The sequence below is a fragment of the Burkholderia sp. Bp9012 genome (assembly GCF_003853825.1).
GTDB lineage: Bacteria > Pseudomonadota > Gammaproteobacteria > Burkholderiales > Burkholderiaceae > Burkholderia > Burkholderia diffusa.
On sequence record NZ_QTQA01000036.1, the window covers coordinates 21,360 to 40,805 of the forward strand.

General features: G+C 61.2%; 14 protein-coding genes and 2 pseudogenes. 9 read left to right on the forward strand and 7 right to left on the reverse strand.

Annotated features, from left to right (window positions below):
* Positions 1 to 52: 52 nt before the first annotated feature.
* The 3 genes from DIE11_RS32330 to DIE11_RS32340 are packed head-to-tail and all read left to right on the forward strand — an operon-like array spanning position 53 to position 3,064.
* The gene (locus DIE11_RS32330) at positions 53 to 1,057 is read left to right on the forward strand and encodes an NADPH:quinone reductase (RefSeq protein WP_124489140.1); all 1,005 of its coding nucleotides are present in this window, start codon (positions 53 to 55) and stop codon (positions 1,055 to 1,057) included.
* A 17-nt stretch (positions 1,058 to 1,074) separates the two neighbouring features.
* Positions 1,075 to 1,854 (forward strand): 3-hydroxybutyrate dehydrogenase, encoded by a 780-nt coding sequence (locus DIE11_RS32335; protein ID WP_260437232.1) that lies wholly within the window; start codon positions 1,075 to 1,077, stop codon positions 1,852 to 1,854.
* A 19-nt stretch (positions 1,855 to 1,873) separates the two neighbouring features.
* Positions 1,874 to 3,064, forward strand: coding sequence for an acetyl-CoA C-acyltransferase family protein (locus tag DIE11_RS32340; RefSeq protein WP_124489142.1), 1,191 nt, complete (start codon positions 1,874 to 1,876; stop codon positions 3,062 to 3,064).
* 148 nt (positions 3,065 to 3,212) lie between these two features.
* Here the strand turns inward: DIE11_RS32340 and DIE11_RS32345 are convergent.
* The 3 genes and pseudogenes from DIE11_RS32345 to DIE11_RS32360 all read right to left on the reverse strand — a co-directional run.
* Positions 3,213 to 3,362: pseudogene (locus DIE11_RS32345) on the reverse strand (IS3 family transposase); the annotation flags it as partial.
* Between the two features lie 163 nt (positions 3,363 to 3,525).
* Positions 3,526 to 4,512 (reverse strand): LysR family transcriptional regulator, encoded by a 987-nt coding sequence (locus tag DIE11_RS32355; protein ID WP_124489143.1) that lies wholly within the window; start codon positions 4,510 to 4,512, stop codon positions 3,526 to 3,528.
* 158 nt (positions 4,513 to 4,670) lie between these two features.
* Complete coding sequence (locus tag DIE11_RS32360) at positions 4,671 to 5,978, reverse strand: NAD(P)/FAD-dependent oxidoreductase (RefSeq protein WP_124489144.1); 1,308 nt, start codon at positions 5,976 to 5,978, stop codon at positions 4,671 to 4,673.
* A gap of 321 nt (positions 5,979 to 6,299) precedes the next feature.
* Between DIE11_RS32360 and DIE11_RS32365 the strand changes: the two genes are divergently transcribed.
* The 4 genes from DIE11_RS32365 to DIE11_RS32380 all read left to right on the forward strand — a co-directional run bounded on the left by DIE11_RS32365 (position 6,300) and on the right by DIE11_RS32380 (position 9,560).
* Complete coding sequence (locus DIE11_RS32365) at positions 6,300 to 7,103, forward strand: acetoacetate decarboxylase (RefSeq protein WP_124489145.1); 804 nt, start codon at positions 6,300 to 6,302, stop codon at positions 7,101 to 7,103.
* A gap of 70 nt (positions 7,104 to 7,173) precedes the next feature.
* On the forward strand, positions 7,174 to 7,959 hold the full coding sequence (locus DIE11_RS32370) for a 3-hydroxybutyrate dehydrogenase (protein ID WP_124489146.1): 786 nt from the start codon (positions 7,174 to 7,176) through the stop codon (positions 7,957 to 7,959).
* A gap of 130 nt (positions 7,960 to 8,089) precedes the next feature.
* The gene (locus DIE11_RS32375; RefSeq protein ID WP_124489147.1) at positions 8,090 to 8,986 is read left to right on the forward strand and encodes a LysR substrate-binding domain-containing protein; all 897 of its coding nucleotides are present in this window, start codon (positions 8,090 to 8,092) and stop codon (positions 8,984 to 8,986) included.
* A 124-nt stretch (positions 8,987 to 9,110) separates the two neighbouring features.
* Entirely contained in the window at positions 9,111 to 9,560 is a 450-nt protein-coding gene (locus tag DIE11_RS32380) for a zinc-binding dehydrogenase (RefSeq protein ID WP_260430310.1), read from the forward strand.
* A gap of 167 nt (positions 9,561 to 9,727) precedes the next feature.
* On the opposite strand, the gene DIE11_RS32385 is transcribed toward DIE11_RS32380, so the two are convergent.
* Both DIE11_RS32385 and DIE11_RS32390 read right to left on the reverse strand, forming a co-directional pair.
* Entirely contained in the window at positions 9,728 to 11,782 is a 2,055-nt protein-coding gene (locus DIE11_RS32385) for a D-(-)-3-hydroxybutyrate oligomer hydrolase (RefSeq protein ID WP_260430312.1), read from the reverse strand.
* Between the two features lie 360 nt (positions 11,783 to 12,142).
* Positions 12,143 to 13,594, reverse strand: a complete 1,452-nt coding sequence (locus tag DIE11_RS32390) for a sigma-54-dependent Fis family transcriptional regulator (protein WP_124489149.1) — start codon at positions 13,592 to 13,594, stop codon at positions 12,143 to 12,145.
* A 477-nt stretch (positions 13,595 to 14,071) separates the two neighbouring features.
* Between DIE11_RS32390 and DIE11_RS32395 the strand changes: the two genes are divergently transcribed.
* Positions 14,072 to 15,538 carry a PHB depolymerase family esterase gene (locus tag DIE11_RS32395; RefSeq protein WP_124489150.1) on the forward strand — a complete coding sequence of 489 codons (1,467 nt, stop codon included), beginning with the start codon at positions 14,072 to 14,074 and terminating at the stop codon, positions 15,536 to 15,538.
* Positions 15,539 to 15,632: 94 nt separating this feature from the next.
* On the opposite strand, the gene DIE11_RS32400 is transcribed toward DIE11_RS32395, so the two are convergent.
* A complete protein-coding gene (locus DIE11_RS32400) occupies positions 15,633 to 17,600 on the reverse strand; it encodes a phosphatase PAP2 family protein (protein ID WP_124489151.1) in 1,968 nt (655 codons plus the stop codon).
* 230 nt (positions 17,601 to 17,830) lie between these two features.
* Here DIE11_RS32400 and DIE11_RS32405 point away from each other — a divergent pair.
* Positions 17,831 to 18,112 (forward strand): annotated as a pseudogene (locus DIE11_RS32405) (transposase); the annotation flags it as partial.
* Between the two features lie 167 nt (positions 18,113 to 18,279).
* Here DIE11_RS32405 and DIE11_RS32410 read toward each other — a convergent pair.
* Complete coding sequence (locus DIE11_RS32410; protein ID WP_124489168.1) at positions 18,280 to 19,389, reverse strand: cupin domain-containing protein; 1,110 nt, start codon at positions 19,387 to 19,389, stop codon at positions 18,280 to 18,282.
* Positions 19,390 to 19,446 lie beyond the last annotated feature (57 nt).

The following is a 19,446-nucleotide window of genomic DNA, read 5'->3' on the forward strand; positions in this document are numbered from 1 at the left end:
CGACGGGGCGTGCCTACAATTTCCCCTTGCAACTCAGCAACTTTGGAGGTTAATGATGCAGGCTGTATGGTATGAGCGCGTTGGCGCTGCACGCGACGTTCTGGTGACCGGGGATCGCCCGATGCCGTCCCCTGGTCCGGGTGAGGTCCTCGTGCAACTGTATGCGTCGGGTGTCAACCCGTCGGACGTCAAGGCCAGAGCAGGGGTTCGTGCCGGGAAGAGCGAGCTTCCTTTCCCCTTCGTGATTCCGCACAGCGACGGTGCCGGGATCGTTGTCGAATCGGGCCCCGGAAGCAACCGGTTTTCTCCGGGAAGCCGGGTCTGGGTAAGCAACGGGCAGTGGCGTCGCGCGATGGGTACGGCTGCTCAATACATCGCGATCGACGAACAGCTCGTCTTTCCGCTCCCGGACAATACGTCGTATCTGACTGGAGCGGCGCTTGGCATTCCCGCGCTTACCGCATGCCACGCGACGCTTGCTTTTGGGTATCTGACCGGACGTACGGTCCTGATCAGTGGCGGCGCTGGCACAGTCGGAAGGCTTGCGGTGCAGTTCGCGAAGCAGGCAGGCGCATTTGTTGTCGCATCCGGACATGATTCGATCGAGCAGCAGCGTATCGAAAGCGCGGGTGCCGACGCATTCATCGATTATAAGAGTTCCACCTTCGTCGAAGACGTGCTCGCCGCGACGAACGGACGAGGAATCGATCACGCCGTTGAGGTTGAGTTTGGTGCCAACGCGGAGTATCTGGGCGATCTCCTCTCGGAGCGTGCGACGGTTGTCACTTATGGTTCGGCAAGGGTAATGCGGCCCGAGATGCCTTTTTACAAATTCCTCTTCAAGGGCATCCGGCTTCAATTCCTGTTGGTCTATTTGCTGACGCCCAAGGAGCGGGCCGACGCAGCTGGACACATCAATCGTCTTCTCGAGCACGGCAAGCTTGATGTGCCGATCCATTCGGCACTGCCACTTCGAGACTGTGCACGCGCGCACGAGATCGTCGAGAACGAACAGCGCATGGGTGCCGTTCTTCTGAACATGCAGGATCTCGCATGAATCGTTCGGGCTGCCACATGAAGACCGCACTCATCACAGGCTCGACCAGCGGAATCGGCCTGGCGATCGCCGACGCACTATCAGCGGCTGGGTGGCGGATTGCGCTTCACGGCCTGGGAACGGCCAATGAAATTGCGAACGCCGTCGACCAGGTCGCCTCTCGTGCGACCCACGCCGACTTGCCGAGGCACTTCGATGCTGACTTGCGGACCGCGTCGGCAGCCCGACGTCTTATTGCGGACGTTGAGGATTCGTTTGGCCACGTTGACCTGCTCGTCAACAACGCTGGCATCCAGTTCACCGCTCGAGTCGAAGACTTTCCGATCACGAAGTGGGACGACATCATCGCGATCAATCTTTCCTCGGTATTTCACACCTGCGCGGCCGTGCTGCCGGGAATGAGAGAACGGGACTATGGTCGCATCATCAACATGGCGTCCGTTCACGGACTGATTGCGTCCACGGAGAAGGCCGCATATGTCGCTGCCAAGCATGGGGTGGTCGGCTTGACGAAGACGATCGCACTGGAGAACGCCAAATCGAACGTCACCTGCAATGCGATCTGTCCCGGGTGGGTCAAGACTGCGCTTCTCGACGCTCAAATCGACAGGAAAATGGGTCACGCAAACCTCTCTTATCTCGGCGCAATAGCGGCGCTGTTATCAGAGAAAGAACCAAGCGAGCGTTTTACTACTCCGGAACACATTGCTGCCGCCGTGCTCTTTCTTGTGGGCGAAGCAGGAAGCAACATCACGGGCATCAGCCTTCCAATGGATGGCGGATGGACGGCCCAGTAGTCAACCAACAGGAATCTGCATGAAGAACGACGTCTTTGTCATCGGCGCGGTCAGAACGGCCATTGGCGCATTCGGCGGGTCGCTGGCGTCGGTGCCTCCCACAATGCTGGCGGCACAGGTGGTTCGGTCCGCACTGGAGCACGCGTGTCTGGACGGCCAACGTGTCGAGCAAGTCGTCTTCGGTCACGTCATCAACACCGAGGCTGCCGACATGTACCTTTCCAGGGTAGCGGCGCTCAACGGGGGCTGCGACAACGCGTGTTCAGCGTTCAATGTCAACCGCCTGTGCGGCTCCGGGCTCCAGGCGATCGTCAGCGCAGCGCAGTCCATTTCGATGGGGGACGTTGATATCGCCATTGCCGGCGGCGCAGAAAGCATGAGCCGCTCGCCGTACCTGAGCCAAACTTCCCGCTGGGGTGTCCGCTCGGGAGATGCCACCCTGATCGACGCCATGACCGGTGTGCTGCATGACCCGTTCTTCGGGATCCACATGGGTGTCACGGCAGAGAACGTGGCCGAGCAGTGGAAGATTGGCCGCATCGAGCAGGACCAACTCGCACTAGAGAGTCACCGGCGAGCGCAGCGAGCAATTCAGGAAGGCCGATTTGCCACGCAGATGGTTCCGATTACCTTGAACCGCAAGGGGCGAGAGACCACTTTCGATACCGACGAGCATGTCCGGTTCAACTGTGAAGTGGCGGACCTCGCGGCCTTGCGGCCGGTATTCAAGCGCGAGTCCGGAACCGTTACGGCGGGGAATTCTTCAGGTATCAACGACGCCGCGAGCGCCGTTGTACTGGCGAGCGGGCGTGCCGTTTCGTCGTATGGATTGAAGCCCCTTGCGAAACTGGTTGCCTATGCTCACTCGGGCGTCGACCCAAGGTACATGGGAATCGGTCCCGTGCCGGCGACGCGAGCTGTGCTCGCGCGGGCTGGAATCGAGGTTGCGGATCTGGACGTTATCGAGGCGAACGAGGCATTCGCGGCCCAAGCCCTCGCCGTTACAAAGGAGCTGGGACTCGACGCCAACAAGGTCAATCCCAACGGATCCGGGATCTCGCTTGGCCATCCCATCGGCGCAACGGGTGCGATCATCGTCACGAAGGCCGTCCACGAACTGCGGCGCATCGGGGGAAGATACGCGCTTGCTACGATGTGCATCGGCGGGGGGCAGGGCATCGCGGCAGTCTTCGAGAATGCAGGTCAATGACATCCGTTGCGTAGATGGGATATAGAGGGCCGCAATTATAGGATCGGAATTACGTCATTCGTCAGTGTGGTTCTTGTGTCCTTTAATTCCGCTAGCGTAGCCCATTGCATCGAAGTCCTGTCGAGTTGGCAGCATCAGTATGAAGTGGTCAACTCATCCCGGACACTGCGTTAAGTTTTTCTTCCGCAACGGCCGGCGCCAGTCCGTCGTTGAACTGATGCGGTCGTATCCAGTTGTACCGGTGCATCAGGTAGTGGTTGTTGTCCCGATGTGCTTCCTGCGCCGACATGTACCCCATGCACACTGTCACCGCGATCGGTAGCTTGCGCCACTGTCGAAGCGAAAGCGAATGCAATCGTGCCGGTGGAGACCCTGCGGCAATTCAGGGCGGCCGGATGATGCGAAATACGCCGCCCGGCCGATCGCTGCTTGATACCTCGTGCTTTCGTTGCGAATGCCGGTTACGGCTCGTTTGCCTTCGCCTCCGAAACTGAAATGTTCGGTTCATCCGCTTGCTTGTGCGTGACTTTATCGAGCAGCGCCTTGTCGCGCGCGAGAGCCGTCGGCAAGTGGTTGCGGAGAAACGCCACCCATGTTTTCGTCTTCGCGTCCACGAACTTGCGCGATGGATAAAGCGCATAAATGTTCATTCTCTGCAGCGTGTGCTTCGGCAGCACGCGCACGAGTGTGCCGTCGAGCAGTCCGGCGATCGCGGCACAGAGCGGCAATATGCCGATTCCCATGCCTTCCCGAATGGCAACGGCCAGTGACTCCGCAATGTTCACTTGGACCGGCCCGTCAACTTCCAGCCTTTCATTGCCCCCTGGCCCCTCGAGGACCCATTCGCGCGCTGGAAACACCGGGGTATTCAGAATCAGACATTCGTGACGGGCGAGATCGGCTGGCGCCTGCGGTACGCCGCGCGCATGGATATACGCTGGTGATGCGCAGAGTATGCTGAACGTAGTGCCAAGTTCTTGCGAGACGAGATCCGAGTTGGGCAGCGATGCGGCCGTGATCACCGCAACGTCCGCGCTGCTTTCGAACAAATCCGGCATGCGTTGCGAGAGTGCGAGTTCGACCGTGACTTCCGGATGCAGGGCGCGGTAGCGTGAGATCGCCGGCAAAACATAGTGCTGACCGATGCTGGCAAAACTGTGCATGCGCAACGCACCCATCGGCCTCTCATGTGCGGAACCTGCTTCCTCTTCGGCGTTGTCGATGTCTGCAAGAATCTGTCGGCAGCGCTTCAAATATCGGTCGCCTGCCGTTGTCAACGCCAGTCTTCTTGTCGAACGATTGAGCAAGCGCGCACGCAGGTGCGCTTCGAGTTCCGAAACCGCACGCGACATTGCGCCGGTGTTCGAGTTCAGTGACTGGGCAGCACCAGTAAAGCTACCAGCTTCAATAACGCGGACGAACGCCCGCATGTTTTGTAACGTATCCATCTTCGTGATCAATATGAAGTCGCATGGACTGCAGAGTTTCTACAGTGACCGCGCTCGCCGGGTAATCGATGACTCCGGGAGTCGCTCGTTCCTTACTGTCCCGATATCATCCTCGGCTCGATGGTGGTGTGTCCGATCGATTGTGTACGCGCGCGACATCATGCATTGTCTTCGACCGAATCGATGATTGGGGTGGGACGGGCCATAGTCTGTGTCCGTGGGGAGGGGGCGATGATGAGGCGAGCCGCACGCGACCCGACAGTCAGGCGCCATAGCCACGTGGCGGTAGCCGCGATCCGTAGCCGCGCGCCGCGGAGAAAAAGGATATGCACGAACAGCCAGAACAACCACGCTGTCCGTCCCGACAGTGCAATGGGCCCGAGATCGGCGACGGCAGCATTGCGTCCAATGGTTGCGAGCGAGCCATAGTCGCGATAGGTGAACGGACCGGGTGCTGGCGTGCCATTGCGGCGAGCGACAATCACGGTGCCGACGTAGCGCCCCATCTGTTTCGCGGCCGGCGCGACGCCAGGCACCAGCCGTCCTTCCAACTGTCGGCACGCGGCCAAATCGCCAATCACGAATATCTCGGGATGGCCGGGCACGCTCAAATCCGGTTGCACGATCACGCGCCCACCTCGATCGACTGCGGCGCCAAGCGCGCGTCCGAGCGGTGACGCCGCGACCCCGGCAGCCCATGTGACGAAATGGGCGGCGATCGACGTGCCGTTGGACAGCCGCACTTGCTGTGTGTCGATATCGGTGACCCCGACGGATGTCACGACTTCGACGCCTAGACGCTCTAGCTGGACCCGCGCGCGGCGGGAGGCGGCTGCGGACATCGCGCTCAATATGCGCTCGGCCGCCTCGACCAGCACCACGCGTGCCGTCGTCGGCGTCACACGGCGGAAGTCGTTTCGTAACGTTTGGCGCGCGAGTTCCGCAATGTGCCCCGCGAGCTCGACGCCAGTCGGGCCGCCGCCCACGACGACGAACGTCGGCGCAACGCTCCAATGCTCACGTTCAGCCGTTTCGAACACCGTCAGCAAACGCGTTCGAAGTTCGAGCGCGTCGTCAACCGTCTTCAGGGGCCTCGCGTGAGGTGCCCATTCGTCATGACCGAAATACGATTGGCCCGCGCCTGCCGCGACGACGAGATAGTCGTAATGCAGCGTGCCGCCCGCACACAGAACAGTGTGATCGTTGGTCGAGATGGTCAGCACTTCGTCCATCAGTACCGTCACGTTGCGCTGTTGCGCGAGGATGCTCCGCAACGGTTCGGCGATGGTCGTCGATGAGAAGCCGGCCGTGGCGACCTCATAGAGCAGAGGTTGGAATACGTGGTGGTTTTGTCGGTCGATCAACGTAATCTCGACGTCGTCGTGAGCCAGTGCCCTTGCCGTTGCCAGGCCGGCAAAGCCTCCGCCGATGATCACAACGTGCGGCCGTAAGACGGGTGTATTCATGGAGCATATTGGTGGAAATGGACGGGATCAGTCTAAGGACTGCATCGCGTGCGATGCATGAAAGAAATTCAAGCATTCGATTTCTCTCGTTCATGCAATGAGGCAGAGTGCGCACAGCATGGATTCAATTTCTTTTGGAAATTGAATAGGTAAAAAACATTCAATTTTTAATGGTATGGGAATCGTCTAAATTGTCGTTCATCGAAACGACACGTGCTGAGCGTCGATATCGCGACGCGAAGCATCGTGCCTTCGAAATGTCCAACCATGCGACGGACGATTCGACTGTAAAGGCCGTGTCGTTCGCGACAGGAAAGAGCCATGAAAATCAGTGATGTTCGGGCGAACGCATATGCGATGCCCCTGACGAGCCCTGCCTATTCCCGCGGGCCGTACCGCTTCGTCGATCGGGAATTCCTGATCGTCACCTACCGGACCGACCCGAGGCGCTTGCGGGCGCTCGTGCCGGAACCGCTCCAAATCGATGTCGACAACCCGATCGTCAAGTACGAGTTCATCCGCATGCCTGATTCGTCGGGCTTCGGCGACTACACGGAGTCAGGGCAGGTCATCCCGGTGACCTATGAGGGCCGGCGAGGCATGTACGTGCACTCGATGTATCTCGACTGCCATGCGCCCACGGCAGGAGGGCGCGAGATGTGGGGGTTCCCGAAGAAGATCGCGTCGCCGACGCTGGAAGTACAGGGAGATGCGCTGATCGGCGAGTTGCGCTACGGGAAATCGCTCGTCGCGACGGCAACGATGGGATTCAAATATGCGCAACTCGATGCTGCGCAAGCACGCCGGTCGATCGAAGCACCGGGTTTTTTGCTCAAGATCGTGCCGCACGTCGACGGAACGCCGCGCGTGCTCGAACTGGTCGAATACAACTGCGTTGACGTCGAAGTCAAAGGAGCGTGGTCCGGCCCGGCCGCCCTTCAACTGAATGCTCATGCGCTTGCGCCGGTCGCGGATCTGCCGGTGCTTGAGGTGCTGTCGGGCACGCACCTCATCGCGGACCTGACGCTTGGGCTTGGCGAGGTTGCGTACGACTATCTTGCATCCGATTTGAATCGCGCGCGAAGCGCGTCAAAGACTGAAGAAGCGCTGCTCGAGCACGCGTGATTCGTCCCATACCGCGTGCCATCGCACGCCGTCGTTTTGGAGGCGCCAATGCGCTTCATGGAGAACTGATATGCAGAATCTGAAAGACAAGACCGCACTCGTGACGGGGGCGGCAAGTGGAATCGGCAAGGCGATCGCGGTGCGTCTCGCGCGTGCGGGTGCAACTGTCGCGGTTGCCGATCTAAATCCAGGTGCGGCGGAGACTGTCGCGCGGGAAATCGTCTCGGCCGGTGGGCGCGCTATTGCCGTCGAAATGGACGTCGCAAGTGAGGGCGCCGTTGAACGTGGCTTTGAAGCCGCTCGTGCGCAACTGGGCCCGATCGACATTCTGGTATCGAATGCAGGGATACAGATGGTGAATCCGATCGAGTCGTTCGCGTTTTCCGACTGGAAGAAGATGATGGGTATCCATCTCGATGGTGCCTTTCTCACGACACGCGCCGCACTCGCCGACATGTATCGCGACGATCGCGGGGGCGTTGTAATCTACATCGGCTCGGTGCATTCGCACGAGGCGTCGCCGCTGAAGGTCGGCTATGTGACAGCCAAGCACGGACTGCTCGGTATGGCGCGCGTGCTCGCGAAGGAAGGCGGATCCCGAGGTGTGCGCTCGTATGTCGTTTGCCCTGGATATGTGAAGACACCGCTCGTCGAGAAGCAAATTCCCGAGCAGGCGCGGGAACTCGGCATCAGCGAAGAGGAAGTTGTCAGGGGCGTCATGCTCGCAACGACTGTCGACGGCGTTTTCACCACCACGGACGACGTCGCGCACACGGTGGAATTCCTCGCCGCCTTTCCGACTGCGGCAATGACTGGACAGTCGTTCATCGTCAGTCACGGCTGGTTCATGCAATAGCGGTGTCACCCCGATGTGCCGGCCGGAGATTCGGGTAACATTTGCATGAGCGTGCAGAGCATATGGCTTTTCCCCCACAGGGCGCTAGTCAAATGCGATCAGAGTCGACACTCGCATCGAGGTGAAATCAATGGATCTGAAGGCGCTGCGCTACTTTACCGAGATCGTTCGACACGGCAGCTTCGCGCGCGCTTCGGAAGCCATTCCGCTCTCTCAGCCGGCGCTGAGCAAGTCGATCAATACACTCGAAGAGGAACTCGGCGAACGCCTGCTCGAGCGCGGTCGACGAGGTGTGAATGTCCGGCTTACGGCGGCCGGAGAGGTCGTGTTGCGGCGCGCACAGGCGATGCTCGACGAGCGGGACACGCTGCTCTCCGATCTGCAGGCGCTGCGCGGCCTTCGGCGCGGCACGCTGCGAATCGGCGTGGCGCCCGTGGGTAGCGCCGAAGTCTTTGCGAATTTGATCGCGCTGTATCACGAGCGCTTTCCGTGCATCGATCTCGCGCTGCGCGAGCAAGGCAGCGAAGATCTCGAAGAAGCCGTGCGTTCCGGAGAGATCGAAGTTGCCGTGACGCTGCTGCCAGTGCGGCCCGACCTCGCATCGTTATTTGTCGTTCGGGCCGCCATCGTACTGGCGGTGCCACGCAATCATCCGCTGGCGGCGCGCAAGCGCGTGCGCCTTGATGAATTGCGCGACGCGCCGTTCGTCATGCTCGAGCCGGGCTTCCTGCTTAACCGGCGGATTCGCGACGCTTGCGCGGCGAATGGATTTACGCCGCGGGAGGTCGCACATAGCGCGCATCCGAATTTCGCGCTGGCGCTGGTTGCAGCTGGCGCCGGCATTATGTGCATTCCAAAGCTCGTTGCGGATCGCCACGTCAACGACGGGGTGACGCTGATCGCGCTTACAGCGCGAGAGCTCGACTGGCGGCTTGCTTTTGTCTGGCGTAAAGACGCCGTACTTTCGGTCGCGGCGCAGGAATGGCTCAAGCTCGTGCGTGAAAAATTCCCCGCGTCGTATGAATGAGCCTCATGGGACGCTGCGAGACGGGCGTGCGATGTGCTGGTGCGAGGCCATCTGACTACGCAAGCAAATTGCATTGTGCCGACGTATCGAACCGCATTGCATCGAATGCGGTAGAAGCCGCACTGTGCGCGACATTTGTGCAAACGATCCAGGCGCATTCGCCGAACAACACGATCTGGCGCGGCAATTGGGCACGGACCAAGTCGTTGGACGCGGCACGGAATTGCGCGATCTGGGCGGCACCGACGTTCTGCTCGTGACCACCAATGATTTCCGGTCCGCGGAGGAAGCGATGACGGGAGTCAGGCCCGATGGTCGAGTCGTCCTGTGCGGGATCGACTTCACCCGGCCGTTCTCGATTTCGTCGCAGGGAAAGCCGTTCCACATGCTGCACCAGCGGATCGTCGGCTCCACGCACGCCGGTTTGCATCATCTGAGCGAGGTGCTGGAGCTTGTCGCGAAAGGGAAGGTCAAGCCAATCGTCGAAGCCTTTACGCTTGACGGAGCGACGAACGCATACGATCGACTGGCATCAGGGAAGATGCGCTTCCGTGGCGTATTCACACCCGCGTAACGCACCGAGTGCCGAGCCGGCCGCAAGCGGAGGCTTGCGGCCGCGAGTGAATGGGCGAGCAGTCAAGTGCGTTGGCGATTGGTTATATCCCGCCGCCATCCAGACCAACTGCCTGTTTGCGGCGTCGGGATTGAGGTGCGAAAGACGCCGGGTAGGGGATCATTCTGTCAGTGCGGGATATCGACAATACCGTTCGCTACCTGGATCGCATTCGCGGCAGGCACGCTCATGATCGGCGGCAGGTTCGCCGCGGCAAGTTGCGGCGCCTGTCCGGGCACGCCGCCACGCGGCGTCGTTCGAACCACCTGCGACGGCGGCAGCGGCGTCCCGTGCGTCAGGTGATCCCACATCAGGTTCAGCGCCTGGAGATAGTAGTAGTGAACGGGGATGAAGCGCGTATCGAAGCCGGCCACGGACAGGAATGCGTCGAAGTGCTGACCATTCGTGATTTCGTAGAATGACAACTGGCTATGCGTACCGTCGGCGATGCTGTTCTGCGCAAGGTACGCGCGCGACGCATGGTTGACCGGAACGAGCGCATCGCTGCGGCCCTGCACGATGATGGTTGGCTTGTTCTGCAATTTCCCGGTCACCCGCACGGCCGAGACGCTGGTCGCCATCGCCGGATTGCCTTGCGTCCACAGCGCGTGCAGGCACGCGGCGCCCGCGTAGCTCGCGTCACCGGTGGCGAGTCGGTGGTCAGCCGCCCCGTTCGTGCCGGTGTTGTAAACGAGATTGATTCCGTTGGTCGGCGGCACGCCGTTGCCCGTGCCGAAGACGTTGAGCATCGGTGAACTACCGGCAGGTGCTGCGGCTGCGCCCGAAGCATTCGTCGTGCCGAAGCTGAAACCGCACAGGTTGTCGGTCACGCTCGAACGCGTATAGGCATTCGCATAGGTGACCGCAACGGCTGGTACGGCCTGCGAATCCCACATCGGTGCCTGCAGGAAATCCGAATCGGTTTCATAGCCCGCCGCATGTAATTGTGCGAGCGCACTCGATGCCTGGCTTTGCAGGTCGCTGCCGGAAATGACGCCGGCAGCGGCGAGTGACGAGCAGCGTGCCGCACGGATCGCATTCGTGGTGGCGCGCGGCAACGCGGTTAGATACGGTGCCGTAGCGAGTTCGCTGGCGGCTGCGGCACATGGTTGAAGCAGGTTCGCGAGCGTCATGTAGTCCGCCAGCGGTTTGCCCGCAGAACTGATCGCCGACCCGCCTTCGCGGACCTGTGCGCCTGCACCCATGTTCACGTTGACCTGTGGTTCGCCGACGACCACGGCCGTGATCCAGCCTTGCGTATCCTGTTCGGCGGCAGCGAGCGATGCACCGCCGCCGTTACTGACCGATGCAGCGATCGTTGCAATGCTACCGGGTAGATAGCGGACGCCACGACGTGAGCCGTCCAGCAACGGCCCGAACTGCTGGTTGATTGCCCAATAGGCGAACTGCACGGCCTCAAGCGTGTCCTTCCCCCAGTTCTGCTCCGGGTTCTGTTGCGAATGCGCATGCTTGAACGCGTAGCGGTTCGGGAAGTCGCGGTTGTATGCCGCGAGTGCCGCCGCACCCACATTGGCGGTGAAGATGCTGCGATGCCCGGCTGATCCGGCGCCGGCGAGTGTCCCGTCGATCAGTGTGACGGTATCGGTCGCGAGTTCGTGCGCGCCGTTCCCGGTGCCCTTGTCGGTATAAGCGACCGCGCAGGCGCGTTTGAGGCCCCATTCGCCGGCCGCCGAAATCGCGCCGTATACGCCGCGTGAGCCTGACGAGGTCGCGGTGACGATGCACGGATGGGCGGGATCGAACCCGGTCGGAATCTGTACCAGCAGGCTGACATTTTGAATGCCGCTGCCGTCGTCGGCGAACGCGAGATATTCGGTGCCGGGGACCTTGCCTTCCCCAAGCGTGTCGTTGCCGGCGAGATCGACGTTGGGTCCCCAGAAGCGGCCATACCCACCGTTGGACGACATGTCGACCAGCGCACGATAGTTGGACCAGATGGCCAGCCGGCGCAATTCGGCCGCAGTGGGGCTGGCGGCATTCGCGAATGCGGGCGGCGTTGCCGACGCGAGGCCGGTCTTGCCCAGGCCACCCGTCAGCAGGTCGTCCGTATTGCCGTCGTAAGTCGTGGTTCGAACGTCGCCGGCGACGAATGCCGGCAATTGATTGGACTGCGGCTTGACGGTGTCATCGCCACCGCATCCCGCCAGGACCATCGTTGCCATCGCGGTGGCACAGGCGGTCGCGATTGCTGCGGCGCGATCGCGTTGCCCGGTGATTGGCGTATCGTGTGTCATGCATGTCTCGATTCGTCGTAGTGTTTGTGTCGGACTTCGTAGGCGAATGAATCAGCAATTTACGGGCCATGGTGCCATGCTGAGCAGCGCTCATGGCGGCCGACCGCGCCTCGACGGCAAGGTCGCGGAAGCGCGACGACGAAGTCTCTTGCGTGAGACGCGGTGTCCACGAACGGAGACGAATGGCGCATGCCAACGCCGCCACACGCGTCCTGCGTGCAGGCTGCTTCGCAGTGGATGGTCCGGCATGCGCTCAAACAGGAACAAGACGGCTAACGTCGATCAACGTCACATCCCGAGGGCGGCCATCTTCTTGTAGAGGGTTGCGCGCCCGATGCCGATGCGTGCGGCCGCCTTCGACACGCATCCGTCTTCGGATCGCAGCGCGGCACTGAGAAAGCGCTTCTCGAACATCTTCATTGCGTCCTCGTAGCTTGTACCGTCGATGTCCATGTCCTGTGTCGCGTGCGGCTCCCGGACACATAGGACATCGGCGAGCGTGGCTTCGATATTCCCGCCGACATGTGCCGCCAGCACGTTCGCGGTGATGCACGAGCGATCGGAAAACATCAGCGCACGCTCGAGCGTGTTGCGCAATTCGCGCACATTTCCCGGCCACGCATGCTCGCGCAGCAGTTGCAGCGCGTCGTCGCTGAGAGTCGGCCGATCTATATGGTGATGCGCTGCCAGATCATCGAGGATCATGTCGGACAGTGCGGCGATATCGTGGGTGCGCTTTCTCAGCGGCGGCGTTTGAATGGTAAGCACGTTGAGCCGGAAATAGAGGTCCGCGCGGAAGCGACGTGCGGCGACGAGCTCGGGCAGTGCGACCGAGGTTGCCGCAATGATCCTTGCATTGCTCACGACCACGCGGTTCGAGCCCAGCGGTTCAAATTCCTTTTCCTGAAGTACGCGCAGGAGCTTGCTCTGCAGCGACAGCGGCATGTCGCCAATCTCGTCGAGGAAAAGCGTGCCGCCGTGAGCCAGTTCGAACTTTCCGACACGGCCTTTTCGGTCGGCGCCGGTATAGGCGCCCGCAGCCGCGCCGAACAATTCGACCTCGAGCAGCGAATCGGGAATTGCCGCGACATTGACGGCGACGAACGGTTTGTCGGCGCGCGCCGATGCACCGTGTATCGCATGGGCGATCAGTTCCTTGCCTGTCCCAGTCTCGCCGAGCAGAAGCACAGGGGAATCGACCTGGGCCGCACGTCGCGCGAGACGCTTTACTTCCAGGCTGGCGGGGCTTGTGCCGATGAAATTCGCCAGCCCGTATCGGGCTCGCCGCGTCTGGGCCAGTGCGTGGCGCGCCGCGATGAGTTCCGCCTGCAGGCGAGAGTACTGGCTGAACAGCGGTGTGAGCGCCTTCAACTCCCCAAACAGCGCAAAACCGATGGCGCCGATAATCGCGCCGTTGTCGTCCTTCAGCGGCAAGCGCGTCACGACGAAGGGTTCGCGCTCGGTTTCCATGATGTCCAGCAGAATCGGTTTGCCGGTGTCGACGACCTCTCGCATGAGGCTGTTCGGGATGACCGCCTCGCAATCGAGACCGATCGCGATCTTGGGATCGGCAAAGCCGAAGTGGGCGGCATATTTTTCGTTGATCCAGACGACCTTGGCGTGTCGGTCGACGATCAGCGTGCCCTCGCTAGAATTGTTAAAGGTTTCGAAGAGTGAGCGCATCGCGCGCCCCCATACGTAGTTGTAGTCGCTCAGGTTCGTGCCGACCTCGGTTGCCATTCGGATCTTCTCCTTGTTGTGTGACAGTGCCGTCCGGTCCTGCTTGCTGCGAATCGTCTCGGATTGGAGACGAAGGGAAGCAGTGTCTCAACTTGCAGATTCGCGCGGGAGTGGGAGTTCCCCTGATCAATTTCGTTTCTTGTGTGGACGTATTCATGGAAATGAAGTCTCGATTCCTCGCTTTCAGTTATGGATCGCACCGGCCATGGAAAGGCGGCATGACGCGCTACGGGCTGGAGGAGCAGCTCGCCGCTGCAATACGTGTCAGTGAGAGGGCCCGGAATATCGACCGGTAGCAGGCATGGATGCTGCTTATGATTCGCTCGGCGCCAGGAATCGACCGCGGTTCGTTCGACCGTTCTCTGGCGCGGCCGGTGTTGTGTCGGTCTGCTTGATCCGAATCGGCTGGCCTTTCACGACGGAACGGTCTCACGTGCCAGCTTCGTATGCAGTATCCAAACAAGTAAAGGAGACGTCATGCAATTGCTTTCACGACGCCAGTGGCGGTGGCTTGTTGGTTTCTTCGTCGCGCTCGCAACGACTTCTGCATTGGCCGCTGTCACGCCAGGCCCTGGAACCTGGAGCGCGCAGCAGACCTGGGCTGCGGATTCCGTCAATGGCGGCAATCTAACGGGTTATTTCTACTGGCCGGCGAGTCAGCCAACCACATCCAACGGTCAACGGGCGCTGATTTTGGTATTGCATGGTTGTCAGCAGACCGCGTCAGGCGACGTCATCAACAACAGCAGCACGGCCGGCTTCAACTGGAAGGCGATTGCCGATCAGTACGGCGCGATCATATTGGCACCGAACGCGACTGGCAACGTTTACTACAACCACTGCTGGGATTACGCGAACACTTCGCCGAGCCGGAGCGCAGGGCATGTCGGCGTCTTGCTGGATCTGGTGAATCGCTTCGTATCGAATTCGCAATACGCGATCGATCCCAATCAGGTGTACGTCACGGGTCTGTCTTCCGGTGGTGGCATGACAATGGTGCTGGGTTGTATCGCACCGGACATTTTCGCCGGGATCGGGATCAATGCTGGGCCGCCGCCGGGAACGACGACTGCACAGATCGGGTACGTGCCGAGCGGGTACACGGCAACGACGGCGGCGAATCAGTGCAAGGCGTGGGCGGGATCGAACTTGAGCAAATTTTCGACGCAGATCGCCGGCGCGGTTTGGGGGACATCGGATTACACGGTTGCTCAGGCCTATGGTCCGATCGATACCGCAGCTTTCCGGAGCATTTACGGCGGCACCTTTACCCAAGGCACGAAAGTCACGATCCCTGGCGGCGGAACGAACACACCGTATTCGGACAGCAGCGGCAAGGTTCGGACGCATGAGATCTCCGTTTCCGGGATGTCGCATGCGTGGCCCGCCGGATCAGGCGGAAACAACTCGAACTACGTGGATGCCACCCATATCAACTATCCTGTTTTCCTGATGGATTATTGGGTTAAGAACAACCTTCGCGCGGTGTCGGGGCCGGCGCAGTCTGGCTCCGTGCCGACCGGCCTGGCGGTCGCCGGCACCACCCAGACGACCGTCTCGCTCTCGTGGAATGCCGTTGCCAACGCAACGAGCTACAACGTGTATCGCAATGGAAGCAAGGTCGGCTCTTCCGCTTCCGCGAGCTATACGGATTCAGGGCTGATTGCGGGAACGACCTATTCCTATACGGTGAGCGAGATCGATCCAAGTGCGGGGGAGAGCGCACAGTCGTCTTCGGTATCGGCAACCACGCAATCGAGTTTCGCATGCACCGAGACGACGGCAACGAACTATGCACATGTTCAGGCCGGCCGTGCGCATGATTCGGGTGGTACGGCCTATGCGAACGGGTCGAACCAGAGCATGGGGCTGGACAATGTCTTTTACTCGAACACGCTGGCGCAGACATCGGCTGGATACTACGTCATCGGCAACTGTCCGTAACGCGGGGCACGGCTGCGACAGGTGACCGGACGAGCGATCGGCCCGTCCGATTGCCCAGGATTGCCGGGGCGGTAGGTGCGCCCCGGCAACGCCATTAGGCATCGAGCCGGATCTGTACGCCAGACGAACTGTAAAGCGCGGTTGCCTTGAATCCGTCCACCACGACGGTATCGAAGCGTCCCTGCAAGCGGCTCGTATCGATGAGCGAAACGACGTCGCCGACCTTCGGGGTGGTGCCGGCCGCGAACCGTACATGCAGGGTGCCGCCGACCAGGGTCGTCTTTCCGGCGACCGCGAGCCGACCTGTGTCACCTGTACCGCGGTCGATCTCGAGAGTGGCGCCCTTCATCTGGGTGTACTGGCCGTTGATGTTGGCGCGTGCCGGGGCCTTGATCGCGAGGCTCCCGCCGGAGATGTATACGTCACCCGCACCAAATGCCTGGGTCGATCCCGCTGCAAGCGTCCCGCCGCGGACCTCGGTGCCTCCCCGATAGCCGTTCGCGCCGGCCAGTGTCAGCATGCCGGTGCCGGCGAAAGTCAGCTTGCCTTCGCCGCCGATATCGTTACGCCATGTATCGATTGCGTTGAACCCGCCTTGCGACGCATCCATTGTTACGCTGACGTTGCCGGTAAAGATGCCGTAGCCATCCGCGGCCGCGAACAGGTTGAGCCGCCCCCAGCCTTCGGTATCGTCGAGCACCGGAGAGCCGGATGCCAGTGCGGTCGTCTTCAGTACGACTCGACGCTGATCGGCACTCAGATACGGCAACCGTGTTTCGAGCAGCACTTCGGCGCCTTTCGGCACGACCGCGCCGTCAGTCGTCGTTCCGATCGGTGCGAAGCCAAACGTCAGCCTGCGCGCATAGTTTGCCTTGCCCGCCGCGTAATCGGAGAAGCGATCATTCGATACCGTGCCGGCATGCGCGATAGCAGTGAAGGTTGCGGGTGTTGTGTTGGTCAGTGAGTACAGCGCGGTGTGCGCCTGCTGCAGTGCTGCTTGCTTCAGCGCCGTGTTCGCCGGATCGACGAGATTGGCGGCGACCACCGCCTGTGCGAGCACGCGGCCGCCGATCACGTCGAGTGGCGAATGCATGCCGGCGAGGATGCGGTTCTCGCCGAGTTCGAGCCCGCGACCGATCATCTCCTGAAACCGCTCGGGCAGCACATAGGCCATCGCAAGGGCGTCGCGCATGGCTTCGGCGGAATGGCCGCTCGGGAAACCGCCGTCGGTTGCGGGCGCCGAACTCTCGGCCGGAACGAGCGTCGGTGCGACCATCACGCTCGTGCTCCATCGGTATGGACGCGCATACTTGTAGAAGCGCTTTGCAGGCTCGGTGGAGCCGTTGTTGCCCATGGTATTGATGAAGTCGACGACGGAACCGAACTGTGCGTTGGCGCTACCCCCTACGCCAGTGTTGTTGCCGGTATCGCTGTAGAGCTTCGTCGTCGCGTCGGAAGGCACCGACGTGATGCTGGTCGTTTGCCGTGCGGCGCTGCGCCATGCGTCGGTAAGCGGACCCATGCCATCCGATACGCTGTAACCTTTGCCGCGACGATCGTCGTAATACGCGGCCTCTGCTTGCGCGGCGGTGCGTTGCATCGTCGCATTGACTACATACTGAACGTTTGCATTCAGCACCGCCGCATTGAGTGCGGTTCCGCCGGGCGAGCCGTCGTTTGGCAGACCGGTCCAAAGCGACGGCGCGATCGCCGGGAAACCCCCGGCAGCGGGAGCACTGACGCCCGCATCGACGAGGTCCGTGAGGGGTTGCCACAGCGCACGAAAGCCGTTTAGCACGCGCACGCCAGCATTCGTATTCATCGACGCGTAGCGCGCGTCGCCGCGCTGATTCGTCGCCGCGGTGTCGACGAATGCGGGCACGCCAGCAGGCACGGGTGCACTGTCGATGAAGCCTGGATCAGCAGGAGCTGCTGGGATCTGTGCAACGATTGCAGGTGGTTCGGCCCCGCCGATGTCGTCGCCGCCGCATGCGGCGACGAGGAAGGTCGCGGTAACCGCGATGGCGAGCGTATGGCGTGAGATTCGTCGACGCAATGGCATGACAAGTATGTTCCACGAAGTGTCAAGAGAGCGCGTACGATATGTTGGCTTTGTGAAAGATGCATGAAAGGGCGGAAAGAACCTTTCAGCCGAACGCACCAAAACTCGAATCAATTGCGGGAAGTGCGACGTTTTTAGGGGGCTGGTCGCGGCGAATCGATATACATCGGACCCACCTGGAATTGATTCAGTGACATGTTCCAGCCAGACACCGTTCACGCTTGAATATCAACGAACTCAAACGGCTCTGGTTCTACCGGAAGCCTGTCTGGGCGGAAGAAGCCTGGGAACACTGGATCGAGCAAGCCCGGCAAAGCGGGATTGCCGCGCTGCAACTGTTCGCGCAGCGCTTGCGGGGTTACTGGCACGGAACCCTCGCCTGCTGCCGCCATCCGCTCAATACCAGCGTCGTCGAAGGCATCAACAACACCATCAAGGTCATCAAGCGTCGGGCCGACGGGTACCGCGACGAGGAATATTTCTTCCTCAAGATCCGCGCCGCGTTCCCCGGTAATTTCACCCGCATTGCGGACACGCGCGCGATCCCGCTGTCGGCGCGGGAATCTGGCGGAACTAATCGCGTATTTGCGATCACGGTCGAGAGTGCGCCCGTGATCCCAACGAGTTCATGACGTTAGCCGCGGCAGGCGTGCCGATGCATCGGCCGGCCTCGTAAGATTCACGACAGCGTCAGCTCAGCCGGCAACGTTACTTCGAGCAGTTCCAGGTCGATGCTGCAGTCGGCAAAGCCGTACGGTGTCCCGCCCGGAATCGCAATGCTGTCGTCGGCCGTCAGAGGATAGGCATTCGCCCCTTGCGTGACCGTCAACTGTCCGGACAACACGAAAAAGAAGCAGAACTCCGATTCGTGCTGCAATTGCTCGACCTGCGCGCTTTCCTCCAGACGAACCAGGCGCACACCGGCCAAACCATCGGTTGCACGACCGATGCCGGTGTCGGAGGCGACGAAGCCGTTCATCCGCCACTGGGACCAGCTCCCGCGTGCCTGCTCGTAGCGCACGAAGCGCTGTCCGTCGAACTCGCGGTCCGGCTCGAGCGTGCTGCTCGGCAGCGTCATGTCGTGGTCGGCCATCGTGATGTGTTCGGCCGGCGTGCCGATCTCGATCACTTCCGCGCCGGCCGAGCTCTCGAGCACGCGATGCCGGATGCATGGCGGCTGCAGCACACAGTCGCCGGCATTCAGCACGAACGGCTCGCCCTGGCCTTCGTAGACGACCCGCACCCAGCCTTTGCGGCAGAAGATCATCTGGAAGCGGATTTTGTGAAAGTGCACGTAATCGGGCACCGGGCCGCCTTCGAGAATGCGAATGTGCGATGCGATGAACGCGCCGCCGTGCCGATTCGGCAGCAGGTCGCGATAGCGCAGTCCGGCGCGTCCGACGCTCCATTCGGCGCCGTCCTGTACACGCGACAGCACGAGTTCCTGTCGGTTGACGGGCGTTTTCATCTTCGGCTCGGCGGCGATCAAGCGGATTTCGACGCCGTTCGGTGCAACGAGCGTCCGATTGGATTCGCCGAGCTGCATCTCGTCGTCGCAGAGCACATCGAGCTTCGTCACGCCATCGGGCGCGCCGACGGCCACGCGCAGTGTCAGGTTGCCGCGCGACAGGATGGCCGTGCGAGGGCTGTCCGCGGGGAAAATCGCGTCGATGCGAAAACCGAGGCGCTCGATGAAGAACTGCGTCGTCGCAGGCAGATCGGTGCAGGACATCGGCACGTGAAAGCCGCGAATGCCGACGATCGGTTGGAAGGGAAGGGTCGTTGCCATAATTCGTCCGTGGAGTGTCGTGGTACAAGGGATGTAGTTGCGTCTTACCGTGTCGGC